The sequence below is a fragment of the Mycobacterium sp. SMC-21 genome (assembly GCF_045310825.1).
In the GTDB taxonomy this organism is placed as follows: Bacteria; Actinomycetota; Actinomycetes; order Mycobacteriales; family Mycobacteriaceae; genus Mycobacterium.
Genome location: NZ_JBJIAO010000003.1, coordinates 289,426 through 310,220, shown reverse-complemented (window position 1 = coordinate 310,220; position 20,795 = coordinate 289,426). Strand labels below are relative to the sequence as shown.

The window sequence follows — 20,795 nt, the reverse complement described above, 5'->3', positions numbered from 1 at the left end:
AGGGAGGGACACCGCATGAACCCCAACCGAATCGCGATGGCGGCGGGCGTCGTCACCGCAGCCGCTCTGCTGCTGACCGGCTGCGGATCGCAGGACAGCAATTCCGGTAGCAGCAGTTCGAGCGCCGCCGGCACGGCAGGCACCTCCGGCGTGCCGACGACAGCGCAGGTCGAGGTGGGCAACACCATCAACTACAGCGCCGTCGGCACCACGCGGGAAATCGACTGCGGCAGCGGCAAATCGCTGACCGTGGGCGGCGCCAACAACACGCTGACCGTCAAGGGCACCTGCGCGAAGGCCAACATCGGCGGCACCGACAATAAGGTGACGTTCGACAAGGTCGACCAGGAGCTCGACGTCGTCGGCATGCACGCCACCGTCACCTACAAGGACGGCTCGCCGAAGGTCAGCAACACGGGCTCCGGCAACACCGTCACCAAGGGCTGAACCTCACGCCGGAGCGCCGTGCCGGCCCGCTCCCCCGGCGAACCGCTGCGCGCCCGCGAGCGACTCCGCGGCCACCTGCGAGAGGCTGGCGAACTCGAATTCCATTGCGGATTGCTCGGATTCGCCCCACTGCCGCAGCGCGGACATCCGGTCGGCGCGCAGACACAACTGTGGCAACGCCGCCAGCTGGTGCGCGAGCTCTTCGGCCTTCGCCCGGGCCTGCCCGGGCGGCACGACGCGGTTCGCCAGGCCGATCTGCAGCGCCTCGGCGGCATCGACGGCACGGCCGGTGAGGATCAGGTCCATGGCCCGGCTGTGCCCGATCAGCCGCGGCAACCGGACCGTGCCACCGTCGATGAGCGGGACACCCCAGCGCCGGCAGAACACGCCGAAGGTCGCGTCCTCCTCGACGACGCGCAGGTCGCACCACACCGCGAGCTCCAGCCCGCCGGCGACGGCGTAGCCGCTGACCGCGGCGATGACCGGCTTGGACAGCATCATCCGGCTCGGGCCCATCGGCCCCGGCCCCGTCCGGTGCGTCTGGTTCATCTCCGGGGTGCCGAACGCCTTGAGATCCGCTCCGGCACAGAAGGTTCCGTGGTCGCCCCACAACACCGCCACGGCGGCGGAGTCGTCGCGGTCGAACTCGTCGAACGCCTGGTACAGCGCTGCTGCCGTCGGCCCGTTGACGGCGTTGCGGGCGGCGGGCCGGTCGATGATGACCGTCGTCACCGGCCCGTTCTTCTCGACGCGCACAGGTTCGGTCATGATGCCTCCATCGGTTCGTCGCGCCGCGCCACCAGCTCGGCGGCGAAGTCTGCATAGGCCTGCCGCAACTGCTCGCCGGGCCAGTCGCCCGGGAGCAGTTCGGCAGGTAGCACGGGGTCGGCCAACAGGTGCCGGACGATCGCGGCCGCCGCCACGAACCGGCCGGGAACGTCGGCGACCGCGGCGATCTCGTCGAGCAGTCGACGGGCGGTCGCGGCCCAGGCGGGCAGATCCCACAGGACAGCGGCCAGACCCGCCGGATCGTCGTCCCGGCTGGTCAGCACCCGGGCGTTGGCCGTGATCTCCTCCGGCAGCTCGCCGGCCAGATTTGCCGGCCGCAGCCACAGGCCCTCACGCAGCTCTCCGAACCTGTTCTGCAGCAGGTCGTTTCGCAATTCGGCCCGCGTCCGGGCATCGGCGCCGACCGTGGTGATGACGACTGTCGTCCAGTCACCGTGCCACGGCCGGGTGTTCGGGTCGATGGCGGCATCCTGCCGGCGTTGCCGCGCCAGCAGGCGGTCGGCGAGCCGGTAGCCGTCGGCCGAACGCACCAGATCACCGGCGCTGACCATGCGTGTCAACGCCACCCGCAGCGTCTGCTCCTTGATGTCGAAATCCGAAGTGAGCCGGAGCAACTCGGCCGCGGATGCCCACGCCGGGTGGGCACCCAGCAGCACGCTGAGCACCACCGACCGGGCGGTCATCCGCTTCAGCTCAGCCATGGCCGTCAGACCCCGGAGGCCACCCGGCCCGCGTCACCGAACGGATCGTCACGGTGCCGCACCGCCTGCCGGAATCCGTGCTCGACGGCGTCGGCGACGAACGCGTGCCCCTCGGGTGTGTGCCGGGCGATGCCGTCGAACACCGTGCTGACCATGCGGCTGGTCGCGATCCCCTGCTGTAGCAGCGAGGTGTTGCACGCGAGCTTCGCCATGATCAGCTGGTTGACGGGCATGGCCGCGATGCGGGCGACGAGCCGCTCGGTGCGTTCATCCAAGTCCTCGGGCTCCGGGGCCTCGACCGCCAGACCCCAGTCGGCGGCCTGCGCCCCGGTGATGCAGTCCCCGGTGAACAGCAGGCGTTTCGCGCGCTGGTCGCCCAGGCGGTGCGCCCAGAGGCCGGCGGCGGGCACACCCCACACCCGCATGGGCGGGTAGCCGATCTTGGCGTCGGAGGCGGCGATCACCTGGTCGGCGTGCAGCGCGATGTCGGTGCCGCCGGCCACGCAGTAGCCGTGGATTTTCACGACGGTCGGTTTGTCGCAGTGCATCAGGCTGGAGAAGCCACGGACGAACCGGCTCATCATCTGGTAATCGATCATCGGATCCCAGGGCTGATTCGGCAGGTGGTTGACGGCCTGCGTCTTGCCGTCGAGCACCGTGCCCTGGTGCTCCGCGCCGCCGGCGGCTCCGGTGCCGTCGGCGTACGCGCTCAGATCGAAACCGGCACAGAACCCTTCACCGCGACCGGACACCAGGATCACGTGCACGCTCGGATCGAGGTCGGCCCGTTCGACGCAGGCCGCCAGCTCCAGCGGGGTGTCCGCGACGATCGAGTTGCCCTTCTCCGGACGGTTGAACGTGATCCGCGCGACGCGATCGGTGACCTCGTAGGTCATGGTCTTCAGGTTGTCGAAATCCACCAGCTCAGCCTTCCCGCGAGCAGTCGCAAAACTGTCCCAAACGGGGATATTGGGACAGTTTTGCGTTCCCCCACAAGTGGGAGGTACCCCCAGCTCGGTAGTTGAAAATCAGCCCTTGACGAGGGCGCGTTCGATGATGGGCGCGAGGTCGAGGCCCGTCGGCAGGGTGCCGAACGCGCCGCCCCACTGGCGGTCGAGGCGGCTGACGAGGAACGCCTCGGCCACCGCGGGGTGCCCGTGGCGCACCAGCAGCGCGCCCTGCAGCGCCAGCGAGATGTCCTCGGCCACTTTGCGTCCGCGGTATTCGAGGGTCGCCGGATCGGTGAGCTGCGCCTTGAGCGCGTTGACGTGGGCGTCCAGGCGCGGGTCCTGCGCCTGCGCCAACTCGTCGAACAGCACCTCGATGCACTCGGGCTTGGTCGCCATGGCGCGCAGCGTGTCGAGCGCGCTGACGTTGCCCGAGCCTTCCCAGATGCCCATCAGCGGGGCCTCGCGGTAGAGCCGCGGCATACCCGATTCCTCGGCGTAGCCGTTGCCGCCGAAGCACTCCATGGCCTCCGCGGCGTGCGGCGTCGCCCGCTTGCACACCCAGTACTTGGCCGCGGCCAGACCGATGCGGCGGAACAGGCTTTCGCGTTCGTCACCGCGGACGGCGCGGTCGGTGGCGCCGGCCATGCGCATCGCCAGCATGGTGGCGGCCTCGGCTTCGACGGCCATGTCGGCCAGCACGTTGCGCATCAGCGGCTGGTCGATCAGGTAGGCGCCGAACGCCTTGCGGTGCTGGGCGTGGTGCACGGCCTGGGTCAGGCCGGTGCGCATGCTGGTGGCGCTGCCGAGCGTGCAGTCCAGGCGGGTCAGGTTGACCATCTCGATGATGGTCGGCACGCCGCGGCCCTCCTCGCCGACGAGCCAGACGGTCGCGCCGTCGTACTCGATCTCGCTGGAGGCGTTGGCGTGGTTGCCGAGCTTGTCCTTGAGCCGCTGGATGAACATGCGGTTGCGGGTGCCGTCGGGCAGGACGCGGGGCAGGAAGAAGCACGACAGTCCGCCCGGTGCCTGCGCGAGGACGAGGAACATGTCGCCCATCGGCGCCGAGGTGAACCACTTGTGCCCGCGCAGCGAGTAGCTGCCGTCACCGTTGGGCGTGGCCTGCGTGGTGCCGGCGCGGACGTCGGAGCCGCCCTGCTTCTCGGTCATCGACATGCCGGCGGTAATACCGGCTTTGGTGGCAGGCACTTTCAGCTCGGGGTCGTAGACCCGGCTGGTCAGCAGCGGTTCGTAGACCTTGGCCAGTTCGGGGTTGAACCGCAGTGCCGGGACGACGGCGTACGTCATCGAGATCGGGCAGACGTGGCCTGGCTCGGGGGTCCAGGCCGACATCTTCGCCGCACGGACAACGTGGGCGCCGGGACGGTCGTCGGCCCACGGTGCGCCGTGCAGGCCGTGTGTCACCGCGGCGTTCATGAGGTGGTGGTAGGCGGGGTCGTATTCGACCTCGTCGACGCGGTGCCCGTACCTGTCGTGCGTGTGCAGGATCGGGACGTTGCGGTCCGCGAGCTCCCCCCAGCGCTGCGCGACCCGGCTGCCGCCGAGCGCACCGACCTCGTGGACCTCGTCGACACCCCACTCCCCGCCTTCGCGGATGAGGGCCTCGGCGAGCGCCGGGAAGGTGGCGGGGTTGTAGTTCTCCAGCGGCGGGACCTGATTGGTCACGACATGGGTATCGGCCATGTCCCCACTATTACACTTTTACGACAGTCGCACAAGAACTGTATATATGAATGGCAGACGCGGTCCGGCGATCAAGTGGAAAATCTCAATACACTCGCGGCGGAGCTGAACGATGAATGTCAGCAGACACGCAACTCCCAGGAGTCCCACCATGCCTCTGGCCCGACAGGATTGCGCTGCGCTGGTCGTCGGCGGCCCGACCACCGTGCTCGATCTCGGCGGCCTGCGCATCGTCAGCGACCCGACCTTCGACGCCCCCGGCCCGCAGGGGTACTTGACGAAAACCCGCGGCCCGGCCGTCACCGAGGAGCAGATCGGCGCCGTCGACGTCGTCCTCGTCAGCCACGACAACCACGTTGACAACTTCGACGAGCGCGGCCGCGCCTTCGCCGAGAACGCACCGGTCCTGCTCACCACGATCGGCGCAGCCAGGCGACTGGGCACGCCGGCTGTCGGGTTGCGACCGTGGAGCACCTACACCCTCACCCGGCCCGACACCGGCGAGCTCAACGTCACCGCCGTCCCTGCCGTCCACGGTCCCGAAGACGGCGACCGCGACCCCGACGGGTACGTCAACTGCGAAGTCATCGGGTTCGTGCTTTCCGGTAGCACACTGCCCACGGTCTACATCAGCGGCGACAACGCCTCTCTCCGTACTGTCGGCGAGATCGCCCGTCGCGTCGGCACCATCGACGCAGCCATCCTGCACGCCGGTGCCGCTCGAGTGCCCGGCAAATTCCGGCATCGGGCGGTCAGTCTCGACAGCATCCGAACGGCGGCCGCCGCCGCGGTCCTGGGCGCCCCGGTCAACATCCCGGTCCACTACGACGGTTGGGCACACTTCACCGAGGGCCGCGACGACATCGCCCGCGCCTTCGACGACGCCGGCATCACCTCGGCCCTGCGCGTCGCCGACCACGGCACCTGGCTGTCGTTGCGGCCATGAGCGGTGCCGACCCGCGTCGGGGAGCTGCGATTCGCTAGTGGCGCGTCACGACCTCGGTCGCGCGGTCGCCGCGGTGCACGAAGTAACCCAGCGTCACGATGACGAACCAGATGGCACCCACCAGGATCGCGGTCCGTCCGTCGTCGGTGAAGAACAGCAGCACGACGACGAGCGCCAGGAACCCGAGCGCCAGGAACGTCGTGTACGGCGCGCCCGGCAGGCGGTAGTCCGACGCCGGCAACACGCCGGCGGCCACCCGCTGGCGATAGATGAAGTGCGACACCAGGATCGAGCCCCACACGAAGATGATGCCGATGGTCGACACCGAGGTGATGTAGGCGAACGCCTTGTCCGGCGACAGGTAGTTCACCAGGACACCGACGCCCATGGTCAGGGCCGAGAAGCAGATGGCGAGCATCGGCACGTGCCGGCTGCTCAGCGCCTGCAGACCGGCGGGCGCGTCACCGCGCTGCGCGAGGCTGCGCACCATGCGGCCCGTCGAATAGATGCCCGAGTTGCACGACGACAGCGCCGCGGTGAGCAGGATGAAGTTCACGATGCCCGCGGCGGCCGGGATGTTGAGGTACTGGAAAACCGCGACGAACGGGCTGTGGCCGGCGTGGTAGTTCCGCCAGCCCTGCACCGACAGGATCACGATCAACGCGCCGACGTAGAACAGGCCGATGCGGAAGGGCAGCGTGTTGATGGCCTTGCGCAGCGTCACCTTCGGGTTCTCGGCCTCGCCCGCGGTGACACCCACGAGCTCGACACCGACGTAGGCGAACACCACGATCTGCAGGCTCAGCAACGCCGAGCTGAAGCCCGTCGGGAAGAAGCCGCCGTCGTTCCAGAGGTTGGTCACGCTCGGTCCGGTGGCCGGGCCGAAACCGGCGATCGGCAGCAGCACACCGATGCCGATGATGATCATGCCGATGATCGCGGTCACCTTGATCATCGAGAACCAGAACTCGGCCTCACCGAAAATCTTCACCGAGATCAGGTTGGCCGCGAACAGCACCAGCAGCACGACCAGCGCCGTCACCCACTGCGGGATGTCGTGCCCCCACGGCCAGTACTGCACATACTTGCCGGCCACCGTGATCTCGGCCATGCACGTCGTGGCCCACACCGCCCAGTACGTCCAGCCGTTCGCGAAACCGGCGAACCGGCCCATGAACTCCTCGGCGTATTCCGAGATGCTGCCCGACACCGGGCGGTACACCAGCAGCTCACCGAGCGCCCGCATGATGACGAACACGGCCAGGCCGGCCGCCAGGTACGCCAGGATCAGCGCGGGACCGGCCTTCTCGATGGCGCCGCCGGCGCCGTAGAAGAGGCCGGTGCCGATGGCCCCGCCGATCGCGATCATCTGCACGGTTCTGGCGGACAGACCGCGCTCGTAACCGGCGTCGGGTGTCTCTGTTACCTCAGTGTTGGCGTCTTGCACCCGACGGGTTTATCACAATTGTCGGTGCCGACTAAACGTTCTCGCGCAGGAACGCGATGTCGTCCTTCCGGCCGTCCTCGGACGTCTCGCAGATGACGGGAGCGTCGGCGGCGCGCACCACCGCTGCCAGCAACTGCGGGTCGATCTGGCCCGAACCGAAATTCGCGTGCCGGTCGGCGCCGGAACCGGCGGCGTCCCGGGAGTCGTTGCAGTGCACCAGATCGATCCGGCCGGTGATGGACTTGATGCGCTCGACCGCGTCGACCAGCGCCTCCCCCGCCGCCCAGGCATGGCAGGTGTCCAGGCAGAAACCGATGCCCTTGTCGCCGATGCGGTCCCACAGCCGGGCGATGGTGTCGAAGTGCCGCGCCATGGCGTGATCGCCGCCGGCGGTGTTCTCCAGGTACACGGGCATGTCGGTCTTGAGGGCGTCGAGCGCCTTCACCCACCGCTCGAAGCCGGCCTCCATGTCGTTGTCGTCGGCATGACCGCCGTGCACGATCACGGCCGTCGCGCCGATCTCGGACGCGGCATCGCACGTGTCCTGCAGGATCTTGCGCGACGGGATGCGCACCTTGTTGTTGGCCGACGCGACGTTGATCAGGTACGGCGCGTGGACGTACAGCGGCACCGTCGACGCCCGCAGGATCTCGGCGTCCTCGCGGGGCGCGGGCTTCTTCCAGCTCTGCGGGTTGCCCAGGAAGAACTGCACCACATCGGCGCCGTCGGCAGCGGCCGCGGCCAGAGGATCGGTGTTGTCGACGTGCGAACCAATCAGCATGTGGCCCAGCCTAGTTGCGCGGCGCGCATGAACCCATGCCGCGGGCCACGTCGACGCGTTGACCGGCGAGGGGCCTCGGGTCGGCGTTCAGAATCGCTCGGTCGGAGGTCAGGACACCCGGAAATGAAAAAGGCCCCCGCGCAGAGCGGGGGCCTTTTCCTCGACTGATTAGCGGTAGTCGCTGTAGCCGTAGTCATCCAGCGGCACGGCAGCACCAGTGGCCTGACCGAAGTCCGGGCTGTAGTACTGATCCTCGTAGGACGGGATCGTGTACGCCGCAGCGCGGGCTTCCTCGGTCGGCTGGACCTGGATGTTGCGGTACCGGTTGATGCCCGTACCAGCCGGGATCAACTTACCGATGATCACGTTCTCCTTCAGACCCTGCAGCTTGTCGCTACGGCAGTTGATCGCCGCATCGGTCAGCACGCGAGTGGTCTCCTGGAACGACGCCGCCGACAGCCACGAGTCCGTGGCCAGCGATGCCTTCGTGATACCCATCAGCACCGGACGTCCGGCCGCGGGCTCGCCACCCTCGGCCACGACGCGACGGTTCTCGGTCTCGAACTCGCTGCGCTCGGTCAGCGAACCGGGCAGGAACTCCGTCGAGCCCGAGTCGATGATCGTCACGCGACGCAGCATCTGGCGAACGATGACCTCGATGTGCTTGTCGTGGATCGACACACCCTGTGCGCGGTAGACCTCCTGGACCTCCTTGACGAGGTGAATCTGCACCTCGCGGGGGCCCTGGACGCGGAGCACCTCGTGGGGGTTCGCCGAACCCTCCATGAGCTGCTGGCCGACCTCGACGTGGTCACCATCGGCCAACAGGCGCTCGGTGCCGTCGTCGTGCTTGAAGACGCGCAGGCGACGGTTACGACGCGGCAGCTTGTCGTAGACGACTTCCTCGCCACCATCGTCGGGAACGATGGTGATCTTGTAGAACTTGTCGTCCTCTTCCAGCTGCACCCGGCCGGCCACGTCGGCGATCGGAGCGACGTTGCGGGGCACGCGGGCCTCGAACAGCTCCTGGACGCGCGGCAGACCACCGACGATGTCGGCGCCACCGGTGACGCCACCCTGGTGGAAGGTACGCATCGTCAGCTGGGTACCGGGCTCACCGATGGACTGGGCGGCGACGATACCGACGGCCTCGCCGATGTCGACCAGCTTGCCGGTGGCCATCGAGCGGCCGTAGCACTTGGCGCAGACGCCGGTGCCGGTGGCACAGGTCAGCACCGAACGCACCTTGACCGTCGAGATACCCGCGGCGAGCAGGGCCTCGATCGCCGGGTCACCGAGATCGTGGCCGCGCTCGACGACGACGTTGCCGTTCGCGTCGACCGCATCGGTGGCCAGGGTCCGCGCGTAGGCGGACGTCTCGACGTGGGCGTCGCGCACCAGCGAACCGTCGGCCTGAACCTCGGCCAGCGTGACGATGACGCCGCGCTCGGTCTCACAGTCGGTCTCGCGGACGATGACGTCCTGCGACACGTCGACCAGACGACGGGTCAGGTAACCCGAGTCGGCGGTACGCAGCGCGGTGTCGGCCAGACCCTTACGAGCACCGTGGGTGTTGATGAAGTACTCCAACACCGTCAGGCCCTCGCGGAAGGACGACTTGATGGGCCGCGGGATGAACTCACCCTTCGGGTTCGTCACCAGACCCTTCATGCCGGCCAGGGTGCGGGTCTGCGTGAGGTTACCCGTGGCGCCCGACTTCACGATCGTGATGATCGGGTTGTCCGCCGGGTAGTAGTCCTCCAGCGCCTTACCGACCTCTTCGGTGGCCTGCTGCCAGATCTTGACCAGCGACTCGTTGCGCTCGTCGTGGTTCAGACCACCGCGCTGGTACTTCTTCTCGATCGCGTCGGCCTGGCTCTCGTAGCGCTCCAGGATCTCCTGCTTCTGCGGCGGCACCAGAACGTCGGCCATCGAGACCGTCACGCCCGAGCGGGTCGCCCAGTGGAAACCGGCGTCCTTCAGCTTGTCGACGGTCTGCGCCACGACGATCATCGGGTAGCGCTCGGCGAGATCGTTGATGATCGCCGCCTGGACCTTCTTGTGCATCTGCTTGTCGACGAACGGGTAGCCCTTGGGCAGCAGCTCGTTGAAGAGCACGCGGCCCAGGGTGGTCTCCGCGGTCCACGCGTCGCCCGGCTTCCAGCCGTTCTCGAACAGCTGCGCCTCGATCTCGGCCGGCGGACGCAGGTGCGTCAGACGGACCTTGATCTTCGCGCGCACCGACAGCGCGCCACGGTCCATGGCCATGATGGCCTCGGCCGGGCTGCTGTAGACGCCCTGCTCCGCGCTGTCCTTGGTGGCCGCGACGAACTCGCCGAGGTCACCGTCGATCTGCGTGGTCAGGAAGAACAGACCGGTCACCATGTCCAGACGCGGCATGGCGAGCGGGCGGCCCGACGCCGGCGACAGGATGTTGTTCGACGACAGCATCAGGATGCGCGCCTCGGCCTGCGCCTCCGCCGACAGCGGGAGGTGCACGGCCATCTGGTCACCGTCGAAGTCGGCGTTGAACGCCTCACACACCAGCGGGTGCAGCTGGATGGCCTTGCCTTCCACCAGCTGCGGCTCGAAGGCCTGGATACCCAGGCGGTGCAGCGTAGGTGCACGGTTCAGCAACACCGGGTGCTCGGCGATGACCTCTTCGAGGACATCCCACACCTGGGGACGCTGACGCTCGACCATGCGCTTGGCGCTCTTGATGTTCTGCGCGTGGTTCAGGTCGACCAGACGCTTCATCACGAACGGCTTGAACAGCTCGAGGGCCATCAGCTTCGGCAGACCACACTGGTGCAGCTTGAGCTGCGGGCCGACGACGATGACCGAACGGCCCGAGTAGTCGACGCGCTTACCCAGCAGGTTCTGACGGAAGCGGCCCTGCTTGCCCTTGAGCAGATCGGACAGCGACTTGAGCGGACGGTTGCCCGGACCCGTGACGGGCCGGCCACGACGGCCGTTGTCGAACAGCGCGTCCACAGACTCCTGCAGCATGCGCTTCTCGTTGTTGACGATGATCTCGGGCGCACCGAGGTCGATCAGTCGCTTCAACCGGTTGTTGCGGTTGATGACGCGGCGGTACAGGTCGTTCAGGTCGGAGGTCGCGAAGCGGCCACCGTCCAGCTGAACCATCGGGCGCAGCTCCGGCGGGATCACCGGAACGGCGTCGAGCACCATGCCCATGGGCGAGTTGCCGGACTGCTGGAACGCGGCGACGACCTTCAGACGCTTGAGGGCGCGCAGCTTCTTCTGGCCCTTGCCGTTCTTGATGGTGTCGCGCAGCGACTCGGCCTCGGCGTCGATGTCGAAGGTCTCGATGAGCTTCTTGATCGACTCGGCACCCATGGCGCCGGTGAAGTACTCGCCGTAGCGGTCCTGCAGCTCGCGGTACAGCACCTCGTCGACGATGAGCTGCTTCGGGGCCAGCTTGGTGAAGGTGGTCCAGATTTCGTCGAGCCGGTCCAGCTCACGCTGGGCCCGGTCGCGGAGCTGACGCATCTCGCGCTCGCCACCGTCGCGCACCTTGCGGCGGACGTCGGACTTGGCGCCTTCCTTCTCCAGCTCGGCCAGGTCCTGCTCGAGCTTCTGCGCGCGCTCGGCCAGGTCCAGATCGCGCTGGTCCTCGACAGCCTTCTTCTCGACGACCATCTCGGCCTCGAGCGTCGACAGCTCGTTGTGCCGCATCTCGGTGTCGACCGAGGTGATGACGTAGGCCGCGAAGTAGATGATCTTTTCCAGATCCTTCGGGGCCAGGTCCAGCAGGTAGCCCAAGCGCGACGGAACGCCCTTGAAGTACCAGATGTGCGTGACCGGCGCGGCCAGCTCGATGTGGCCCATGCGCTCACGACGCACCTTGGCGCGAGTCACCTCGACGCCACAGCGCTCGCAGACGATGCCCTTGAAGCGGACGCGCTTGTACTTACCGCAGTAGCACTCCCAGTCGCGAGTCGGTCCGAAGATCTTCTCGCAGAACAGGCCGTCCTTTTCGGGCTTGAGCGTGCGGTAGTTGATGGTCTCCGGCTTCTTGACCTCGCCGTACGACCAATTACGGATGTCTTCCGCGGTGGCCAGGCCGATGCGGAGTTCATCGAAGAAGTTGACGTCTAGCACGTAACTCCCTTTCCCCTTGCGGGTGTATGAATCAGAAAAAGCTGACTACGGGCGGACGGTTTAGGCGAGGTCTTCAACAGACGCGGACTCGTTCCGCGACAGGTTGATACCGAGGTTCGCGGCGGTGCGCTCGAGGTCCTCGTCGTCGCTGTCGCGCATCTCGATCGCGGCACCGTCCGAAGACAGCACCTCGACGTTGAGGCACAGCGACTGGAGTTCCTTGAGCAGAACCTTGAACGACTCCGGGATACCCGGCTCGGGGATGTTCTCGCCCTTGACGATCGCCTCGTAGACCTTCACGCGACCGACGGTGTCGTCGGACTTGATGGTCAGCAGCTCCTGCAGCGTGTACGCCGCACCGTAGGCCTGCATGGCCCAGCACTCCATCTCACCGAACCGCTGGCCACCGAACTGCGCCTTACCACCGAGCGGCTGCTGGGTGATCATCGAGTACGGACCGGTCGAACGCGCGTGAATCTTGTCGTCCACCAGGTGGTGCAGCTTCAGGATGTACATGTAGCCGACCGTGACCGGGTACGGGAACGGCTCACCCGAACGACCGTCGAACAGCTGAGACTTGCCGTCGGCGTCGACCATGACGTCGCCGTCGCGGTTCGGCAGTGTCGCCCCGAGCAGGCCCTGCAGCTCGTTCTCACGGGCACCGTCGAACACCGGGGTGGCGACGATGCTGTCGCGCGGGGCACTCCGCATGCCTTCAGGCAGGTTCGCTGCCCACTCCGGCTCGCCCTCGATGTTCCAGCCGGCCTTGGCGACCCACCCGAGGTGGGTTTCCAGAATCTGGCCGATGTTCATACGACGCGGCACACCGTGGGTGTTCAGGATGATGTCCACCGGGGTGCCATCGGGCATGAACGGCATGTCCTCCTGCGGGAGGATCTTGCCGATGACGCCCTTGTTGCCGTGGCGGCCGGCGAGCTTGTCACCGTCGGAGATCTTGCGCTTCTGGGCCACGTAGACACGGACCAGCTCGTTGACACCGGCGGGCAGATCGTCGTCGTCCTCGCGCGAGAACACGCGGACGCCGATGACCTTGCCGGACTCACCGTGCGGCACCTTCAGCGAGGTGTCGCGGACCTCACGGGCCTTCTCACCGAAGATGGCACGCAGCAGGCGCTCTTCCGGGGTCAGCTCGGTCTCACCCTTCGGGGTGACCTTGCCGACCAGGATGTCGCCGTCGCGGACCTCGGCGCCGATGCGGACGATGCCGCGCTCGTCGAGGTCAGCCAGCACCTCGTCGGAGACGTTCGGGATGTCCCGGGTGATCTCCTCGGCGCCCAGCTTGGTGTCGCGGGCATCGATCTCGTGCTCCTCGATGTGGATCGAGGTGAGCACGTCCTGCTCCACGAGCCGCTGGCTCAGGATGATGGCGTCCTCGTAGTTGTGGCCTTCCCACGGCATGACTGCCACGAGCAGGTTCTTACCGAGGGCCATTTCACCGTTCTCGGTGCAGGGACCGTCGGCGATGACCTGGCCGGCCTCGACGCGCTGACCCGAGTCCACGATCGGGCGCTGGTTGGCGCACGTGCCGTGGTTCGAGCGGTTGAACTTGCGCATCCGGTAGGTGTGCCGCGAGCCGTCGTCGGCCATGACGGTGACGTAGTCGGCGGAGACCTCTTCGATGACACCCGACTTGTCGGCGACGACGACGTCACCGGCGTCGATGGCGGCACGCAGCTCCATGCCGGTACCGACCAGCGGCGCCTCGCTGCGCACCAGCGGAACCGCCTGACGCTGCATGTTCGCACCCATGAGGGCACGGTTGGCGTCGTCGTGCTCGAGGAACGGGATCATCGCGGTCGCGACCGACACCATCTGGCGCGGCGAGACGTCCATGTAGTCGACGTCGTTCGCCGAGACGAACTCGACCTCGCCGCCCTTACGACGGACGAGGATCTTCTCCTCGGTGAAGTGGCCGTTCGCGTCCAGCGGCGAGTTGGCCTGCGCCACGACGTGGCGGTCCTCCTCGTCGGCGGTCAGGTAGTCGATCTGATCGGTGACGATGCCGTCGACGACCTTGCGGTACGGGGTCTCGATGAAGCCGAACGGGTTGACCCGCGCGTACACCGACAGCGAGCCGATCAGACCGATGTTCGGGCCTTCAGGGGTCTCGATCGGGCACATGCGACCGTAGTGCGACGAGTGGACGTCGCGGACCTCGAGGCCGGCGCGCTCACGGGACAGACCACCGGGGCCCAGCGCCGACAGACGGCGCTTGTGGGTCAGACCCGACAGCGGGTTGTTCTGGTCCATGAACTGCGACAGCTGCGACGTACCGAAGAACTCCTTGATCGCCGCCACGACGGGACGGATGTTGATCAGGGTCTGCGGGGTGATCGCCTCGACGTCCTGCGTGGTCATGCGCTCGCGGACGACGCGCTCCATACGCGACAGGCCGACCCGGATCTGGTTCTGGATCAGCTCGCCCACGGTGCGCAGACGACGGTTGCCGAAGTGGTCGATGTCGTCGACCTCGACGGGGACCTCGACGCCGCCGGGAGCGGTCATCTTGGTGTCACCGTCGTGCAGGCGCACCAGGTACTCGATGGTGGCGACGATGTCCTCTTCGGTCAGCGTCGTCGCGGTCACCTGAGCCGGGTTGCCGTCGTGCAGGCCCAGCTTCTTGTTGACCTTGTACCGGCCCACCCGGGCCAGGTCGTAACGCTTCTCCTTGAAGAACAGGTTCTCCAGCAGGGTCTGCGCCGACTCCTTGGTCGGGGGCTCGCCCGGGCGCAGCTTCCGGTAGATGTCCAGCAGCGCCTCGTCGGGACCGGCGGTCGGGTCCTTCTCGAGGGTGCCCATCATGATCTCGGAGAAGCCGAAGCGCTCGCGGATCTGCTCGTTGGTCCAGCCGAGCGCCTTCAGCAGCACGGTGACCGGCTGACGACGCTTGCGGTCGATGCGGACACCGACGGTGTCGCGCTTGTCGACGTCGAACTCCAGCCAGGCGCCACGGCCCGGGATGACCTTGACGCTGTGCAGGGTCTTCTCGGTGGCCTTGTCGATGGACTCGTCGAAGTACACACCGGGCGAACGGACGAGCTGCGAGACGACGACGCGCTCGGTGCCGTTGATGATGAAGGTGCCCTTTTCGGTCATCATCGGGAAGTCACCCATGAAGACCGTCTGGCTCTTGATCTCGCCGGTGGTGTTGTTGATGAACTCAGCCGTGACGAACAGCGGGGCCGCGTACGTCTGGTCCTTTTCCTTGCACTCGTCGACCGGAGCCTTGACCTCGTCGAAGCGCGGGTCGGAGAAGCTCAGCGACAGGGTGCCGGCGAAGTCCTCGATCGGCGACAGCTCGGCGAGGACCTCTTCGAGGCCACCGACCGGGTTGATGTCGCCGCGATCGACTGCCTTCGAGCGCCAGCGGTCCGAGCCGATCAGCCACTCGAAGGAATCCGTCTGCACGTCGAGCAGCCCCGGAACCTCAAGTGGTTCGCGCAGCTTGGCGAACGAGACTCGGTTCGGCGCTCCTGGGACGGAGTTGTTGGAATCTACTGACTTGCTCTCGCGAGAGACTGCCAAGATGCGTCCTTCCAGCACCTGATGCGACCATTCCGGTGCCGGTCGAAACCGGTCCGAATTGCCGCTATATCTGTGTCGGTCCGGCTGGCGTTCTCACAGTCCGGGCCTTACAGGACACAGGGCACGCGTCTAGATCACTGAGCAAGACTCAGGCTAGAAGGTGTCAGGTGCGGGTGAGGTGGGCAGGATGCAGCCAGCGCAACGTCCAACATTAGCGTAGGACGGCGCATTCCTCAACCACGGCATGTTTGGAGAGAGTTCTAACGGATAACGCTGGCTGGCGTCTGAACCCATCAACACAACTCTCGAATACATGCTGCCCAACAGATTGGCCCGTTTGCGGGCGTCAGTCAAGACTTGCCACGGTGTTTGGTGTGGAGTTTTGCCGGCAGCTGGCGAACCGGGGCGCTCTCATCGTGACGCAGCGGGCGCCGAGGCGCCACCCGCACGCCGTTCCCGACGGACGCGCCGTGACCAAGATCACCGGCCGTCCGCCCTCTCGCAACGCCTCAGCCGTGCCCGCAGCGCCCGCCCGCCGACACAAATCGCGCCCGGGCTGGTTCAGCCCGGGCGCGATTTTCGGCGTTCTGCGGATCAGGCCCGCGGAATCTGAGCGGTCACCGGGTCGTCGTTGGCGCCACTCTTGTTGAGGTCCTCGAGGATGGCGGCCTGCGCGGCGGGCGGCAGGGTGTGCAGGATCGAGCGCACCCGGGCCTGACGACGGGCGACGGCCTGGCGGACCGGCATACCCGGGGTGACGGCGATCTGCGGCGGCACGCCCTCGATCTCCTCGACACCACCGTCGGAGTGACCGGCATCGATCGCGGCCTGCTCGGCAGCGGCGGTGGCGGCGTCCTTCTCCTCGGACATACCGATCGGGCCGATACGACGACCGTTGAGGAACTGCTTGACCGCGGGCTCCTCACTGGTCAGCAGCACCTCGCGGGGGCCGAACATGACCAGGTGCTTGCGGTAGAGCATGCCGATGTTGTCCGGCACCGTACGCACGATGTTGATGTTGTGGGTAACGATCAGGACCGTGGCGTCGATCTGGGCGTTGATGTCGATCAGCAGCTGCGACAGGTAGGCGGTACGGACCGGGTCCAGACCGGAGTCCGGCTCGTCGACCAGGATGATCTTGGGGTCGAGCACCAGGGCGCGGGCCAGGCCGGCACGCTTGCGCATACCACCGGAGATTTCGCCCGGGAACTTGTGACCGTCGTTGGGCATACCCACGACGTCCAGCTTCTCCATGACGATCTTGCGGATCTCGGACTCGGACTTCTTGGTGTGCTCGCGCAGCGGGAAGGCCGTGTTGTCGTAGATGTTCATCGAGCCGAACAGCGCGCCGTCCTGGAACAGCACACCGAACAGGGTGCGGATCTCGTAGAGCTCCTTGGCCGAGCACTCGATGATGTTGGTGCCGTCGATGACGATCGAGCCGCGCTCGGGGCGCAGCAGGCCGATCAGGGACTTCAGGAACACCGACTTACCGGTACCGGACGGGCCCAGCATGACGCTGACCTCACCGGCGGGAATGGTCAAGGTGACGTCTTCCCAAATCTTCGACGACCCAAAGGACTTGCTCAGTCCCGTTACGTCGATTTGAACGCCCACGTGAGATCCCTTCCGCCAGCGCTCGCGCGCCATTTGCTGCCCTGCCTGTGGCTTGAGTCACTGTAGCGCATCGATCGCGGCCTGTTGCACCTTGTTCCAACTATCGGACGGCCCGCCACAAAGTCACCCTGATGGGCGCGGAGCCAACTACTGCATCGTCCCCCGGATGGTCCGAAATGCCCCGATTTATATCCCCTGAAAAGCGAAATCCCCCGGAGTCCGCGAGGGACTCCGGGGGAAAACGTCAGTTCTGGCGAACTTACTTGACGGACACCGAAGCGCCGGCGGCCTCGAGCTTGGCCTTGGCGTCCTCGGCGGCCTCCTTCGAGACCTTCTCCAGCAGCGGCTTGGGGGCGCCGTCGACCAGGTCCTTGGCTTCCTTCAGGCCCAGGCCGGAAACGATCTCGCGGACGACCTTGATGACGCCGATCTTCTTGTCGCCGGCACCCTCGAGGATGACGTCGAACTCGGACTGCTCTTCGCCGGCCTCAGCGGCAGCGCCACCGGCGGCGGGGGCGGCGGCAACGGCGACCGGAGCGGCGGCGGTGACGTCGAAGGTCTCCTCGAACTGCTTCACGAACTCCGAGAGCTCCAGCAGGGTCATTTCCTTGAACGCGTCGAGCAGTTCTTCGGTGGACAGCTTGGCCATGTGAATGGTCCTTCCTTGTTTCTGTGTTTTGTTGGTCTAGTGCGCGGTTGGACAGCCGGCACTGAGGCTTCTAGGAAGCCTTCTTGTCCTGCAGAGCGGCCGCCAGGCGGGCGATCTGAGACGCGGGCGCGGCGAACAGCGCGGCGGTCTGAGACTGCTTTGCCTTCATGGCGCCGGCCAGCTTGGACAGCAGCACTTCGCGCGACTCGAGGTCGGCGATCTTCTCGACCTGGGCCACGGACAGCGCAGCGCCGTCCATGTAGCCGCCCTTGATGACGAGCTGCTTGTGATCCTTCGCGAACTTCTTGATTGCCTTCGCGGCATCGACCGGCTCGCCGGTGATGAACGCGATGGCGGTCGGACCTGCGAACAGGTCGTCGAGGCCCTCGACTCCGGCCTCCGAAGCGGCGCGCTTGACCAGGGTGTTCTTGGCGACCGTGTAGGTCGTCGCGGCACCGAGGGAACGACGCAGCTCGGCGAGATCGGCAACCGTCAGACCGCGGTACTCGGTCACGACAGTGGCCGTCGAGGCCTTGAACTGTTCGGCAATGTCAGCGACCGCAGTGGCTTTGTCAGCCTTGGCCATACATGCCTCCTTGTGGTGTATTCATCGGCCCACTGGAGACTGCCGGGGATTCGGCCCGGAAACGCAGAGCGCCCCGACACAGAAAGGTCGGGGCGCGCAGAATCAAAACTCTGAAAACCTCGTCCTCCTGCGTGGGCCGCCAGGCGTTGCCTGGACCTTCAACCAATTACTTGGTGACCGACGGTCTTCGGTGGAACTGCACAAGAGTAGCCGATCGCCTGCCGATCAGCCAAAACGGCGGTGCCGCGGGCTCAACGGTCTAGGGCTGCCCGCGGCGTACCGCATCCGGTGCCGGCAGCCGCCACTGCCGGCCCTGCTCGAGGTCGAAGCTCATGGGTTCGTAGCGCAGCATGCCCGAGCCCGGGTACGGGGTGTACTCGCCGAACCACACGTCGCCGTCCACGGCGTAGAGGTCGACGCGGATGAAATCCCAGTCGGCGCCGAGGACGCTCGCGATCTCCAGCATCTTGTCCAGTTCGACGGGTCGTTCCTCGGGGGCGACCGGGTGAATACGCCACCGCACGGGCAGCTGACGCCAGTCGGCGTCCAGAAAGGTGGTGGTCTGCTTCTCCGCGAACCGGCCCCGGTTCACCTGGATCAGCTCGACGCGGCCGTCGAAGACGAAGAACTTGTAGTCGACGGGCGCTTCGCCGTCCGGAGTCGGGATGCGTTCCTCGAGCAGCAACAGGGGGCGCGCTTTGCTGTAGCCCCACTCGCCGAGCTCCATGGGCGTTTCCTGGAACCAGCTCCTGGTCTGGTCCCGCAGGCGGGCCAGATCCAGCTGCGGGTCGGGGCCGAACAGCGCCTGGCCACTGCTGGCATTGGGCTTGAGCACCCAGGGCGGCAGCGACGCCAGGTCCGGTGCGTCGCGCAGATCGGTACCGGACCAGTACGTGGCGGGAATCCGGAGATCGGCGCCGGGATACGCCGCGCGCGCCATCTCCTTCATCCACATCTTGTCGCAGGCCCTGACGATCCGGTCCCGCCGATCGTGGAAGATGCGCCAGTTCACCTTCTCGTTGAAGGTCTCGGGCTCGTCGAAGTTGCCCCGCTTGCGGATCATCAAGAGATAGAGGACGTGCCGCAGGAACCGGACCGGGATCAGCGCGAGCATCCGGCGCCGGACGGACATGAGCCATGCCGGCGTCGCGATGTATGTGAGCAGCGGCGGCACGGGTTCAGGCCTCGCTGGTGAGGTAACCGCCGCGGCGGAAGAACTCCGGTCCCCCGCGCGGACGAGCCGCTCGAGATCCTCGGCCGGCCAGCTCCAGTCGATGAGGCTGTCGCGCTCGGAGCGCTTGTGGAAGTAGGTCCGCTCGGCCTTGTCCTGCGGCCGCCACTGTGCGGTGCCGGCTTCCAGCGCGGTCAGCGCCTCGTCCAGCGCGCCGGGGATCAGGTCGATGCCACGCATCACCAGTTCGGTGCCGGTGTCGTCGGGCCCGATGGACAGCGAGCGCTGGACCAGGATGTCGCCGGCGTCGAGCTCGGCGTTCATGCGGTGAATGGTCAGGCCGATGTGCGATTCACCGCTGATCAGCGACCAGATGACCGGGGAGAAACCGGTGCCCTTCGGCAGCAGGGAGTCGTGCAGGTTCAGGGTGCCGTACGGCGGCAGGTCGTAGAGCTCGTCCGTCATCCGCGTGTACCAGCTGTTGACGACGATGACGTCGGGTTCGGAGCGCTTGACCAGGTCGATGGTCTCGTGGTCGGCGCGCATGGTCAGGTGGACCGGGATGTCGTGTGCCTGGGCGAGTTCCTCGACGGAGTCCGAGAAGATCGCCTTGTACGACTCCGTGCTGGTCGGGTGCGTGACGACCATCGGCACGTCGTGTCCCAGATCGATCAGCGCCTGCAGCGTCTTGACCCCCCACGTCTGGAAACCGAAGAAGACGACGCGCATGCCAAGACCTCACTAAGTCAGATTCTGCTGGCGTGTGAAGAGTTGTTCACCCACCGTTAAACAAGATCAACTTAGCTAAGTCTTGCCTAAGTTTGTTGCCTACCCCTCCCAGGTAGTTCACAGTCTCGTCAGCGCGGAACCGTGACCAGGACAAACGCGGCCAGCAACAGCGCCACCCGCACCCAGTGCAGCCGGTCCCAGCGGTGAGCGAGTTCCCGGCTTGTCGGCGCCTCGCCAGGGCCGGTACCCGCCCACGCCGCGACACGGTTGTTGATCGGCACCAGCGTGGTGAGCGTCAGGGCCATCACCACGCCCATCACCGCGACGGCGGCGATGGGGAGTGGCGCCGGCACGAGCACGGCATCGCCGACCAGCAGCACCGCCGCGGCGATGTACCAGAACGGCATCACCGTCCCGAGGAGCCTGCTGCCCGTCGCGCGCGCCTGGCGGTACGCGTCGTCGGGCAGCCGTTCCAGGATCGGATTGGTGAACGCGGCGACGCCGAACTCCACGCCGACGAGCGTGCCGACGACGATCACGGTGAGAACTTGCGCGATGTGCTCCATGACATCGAGCCTGTTCACTACACTGACAAAAAACAAGGTACTGA

14 protein-coding genes and 2 pseudogenes are annotated in these 20,795 nt (G+C 66.6%); 2 read left to right on the top strand and 14 right to left on the bottom strand.

The genetic code is table 11. The features are described 5' to 3' along the window. Positions 1 to 15 precede the first annotated feature (15 nt). Entirely contained in the window at positions 16 to 447 is a 432-nt protein-coding gene (locus ACJH6H_RS05240) for a DUF3060 domain-containing protein (protein ID WP_212806933.1), read from the top strand. Positions 448 to 450: 3 nt separating this feature from the next. On the opposite strand, the gene ACJH6H_RS05235 is transcribed toward ACJH6H_RS05240, so the two are convergent. The 4 genes from ACJH6H_RS05235 to ACJH6H_RS05220 form a co-directional block, all read right to left on the bottom strand. Next, the gene (locus ACJH6H_RS05235) at positions 451 to 1,215 is read right to left on the bottom strand and encodes a crotonase/enoyl-CoA hydratase family protein (RefSeq protein ID WP_212806934.1); all 765 of its coding nucleotides are present in this window, start codon (positions 1,213 to 1,215) and stop codon (positions 451 to 453) included. Continuing rightward, on the bottom strand, positions 1,212 to 1,928 hold the full coding sequence (locus ACJH6H_RS05230) for a PaaX family transcriptional regulator C-terminal domain-containing protein (RefSeq protein ID WP_212814621.1): 717 nt from the start codon (positions 1,926 to 1,928) through the stop codon (positions 1,212 to 1,214). The genes ACJH6H_RS05235 and ACJH6H_RS05230 overlap by 4 nt, the downstream gene beginning before the upstream one ends. A gap of 14 nt (positions 1,929 to 1,942) precedes the next feature. Continuing rightward, entirely contained in the window at positions 1,943 to 2,860 is a 918-nt protein-coding gene (locus ACJH6H_RS05225) for a crotonase/enoyl-CoA hydratase family protein (protein ID WP_256445394.1), read from the bottom strand. Positions 2,861 to 2,965: 105 nt separating this feature from the next. Beyond that, complete coding sequence (locus ACJH6H_RS05220; RefSeq protein ID WP_212806936.1) at positions 2,966 to 4,588, bottom strand: acyl-CoA dehydrogenase family protein; 1,623 nt, start codon at positions 4,586 to 4,588, stop codon at positions 2,966 to 2,968. A gap of 151 nt (positions 4,589 to 4,739) precedes the next feature. Here ACJH6H_RS05220 and ACJH6H_RS05215 point away from each other — a divergent pair, with 151 nt between their 5' ends. Beyond that, complete coding sequence (locus ACJH6H_RS05215) at positions 4,740 to 5,534, top strand: MBL fold metallo-hydrolase (protein WP_212806937.1); 795 nt, start codon at positions 4,740 to 4,742, stop codon at positions 5,532 to 5,534. 34 nt (positions 5,535 to 5,568) lie between these two features. On the opposite strand, the gene ACJH6H_RS05210 is transcribed toward ACJH6H_RS05215, so the two are convergent. The 10 genes and pseudogenes from ACJH6H_RS05210 to ACJH6H_RS05165 all read right to left on the bottom strand — a co-directional run bounded on the left by ACJH6H_RS05210 (position 5,569) and on the right by ACJH6H_RS05165 (position 20,751). Continuing rightward, the gene (locus ACJH6H_RS05210) at positions 5,569 to 6,981 is read right to left on the bottom strand and encodes an amino acid permease (protein ID WP_212806938.1); all 1,413 of its coding nucleotides are present in this window, start codon (positions 6,979 to 6,981) and stop codon (positions 5,569 to 5,571) included. Between the two features lie 31 nt (positions 6,982 to 7,012). Beyond that, positions 7,013 to 7,762, bottom strand: a complete 750-nt coding sequence (locus ACJH6H_RS05205) for a deoxyribonuclease IV (RefSeq protein WP_212806939.1) — start codon at positions 7,760 to 7,762, stop codon at positions 7,013 to 7,015. Between the two features lie 168 nt (positions 7,763 to 7,930). Then, a complete protein-coding gene (locus ACJH6H_RS05200; RefSeq protein ID WP_061003239.1) occupies positions 7,931 to 11,887 on the bottom strand; it encodes a DNA-directed RNA polymerase subunit beta' in 3,957 nt (1,318 codons plus the stop codon). 60 nt (positions 11,888 to 11,947) lie between these two features. Beyond that, entirely contained in the window at positions 11,948 to 15,433 is a 3,486-nt protein-coding gene (locus ACJH6H_RS05195) for a DNA-directed RNA polymerase subunit beta (RefSeq protein WP_406774378.1), read from the bottom strand. A 594-nt stretch (positions 15,434 to 16,027) separates the two neighbouring features. Next, the gene (locus ACJH6H_RS05190; protein ID WP_212806940.1) at positions 16,028 to 17,050 is read right to left on the bottom strand and encodes an ABC transporter ATP-binding protein; all 1,023 of its coding nucleotides are present in this window, start codon (positions 17,048 to 17,050) and stop codon (positions 16,028 to 16,030) included. Between the two features lie 259 nt (positions 17,051 to 17,309). Then, entirely contained in the window at positions 17,310 to 17,699 is a 390-nt protein-coding gene (gene rplL, locus ACJH6H_RS05185; RefSeq protein ID WP_212806941.1) for a 50S ribosomal protein L7/L12, read from the bottom strand. A gap of 70 nt (positions 17,700 to 17,769) precedes the next feature. After that, positions 17,770 to 18,285 (bottom strand): 50S ribosomal protein L10, encoded by a 516-nt coding sequence (gene rplJ / locus ACJH6H_RS05180; protein ID WP_212806942.1) that lies wholly within the window; start codon positions 18,283 to 18,285, stop codon positions 17,770 to 17,772. A gap of 259 nt (positions 18,286 to 18,544) precedes the next feature. Then, positions 18,545 to 19,291: pseudogene (locus tag ACJH6H_RS05175) on the bottom strand (ATP-grasp fold amidoligase family protein); the annotation flags it as partial. A gap of 222 nt (positions 19,292 to 19,513) precedes the next feature. Continuing rightward, positions 19,514 to 20,185: pseudogene (locus tag ACJH6H_RS05170) on the bottom strand (methionyl-tRNA formyltransferase); the annotation flags it as partial. A 128-nt stretch (positions 20,186 to 20,313) separates the two neighbouring features. Further along, positions 20,314 to 20,751: a DUF1772 domain-containing protein gene (locus ACJH6H_RS05165; protein ID WP_212813581.1), complete on the bottom strand. Its 438-nt coding sequence runs from the start codon at positions 20,749 to 20,751 to the stop codon at positions 20,314 to 20,316. Positions 20,752 to 20,795: the final 44 nt, after the last annotated feature.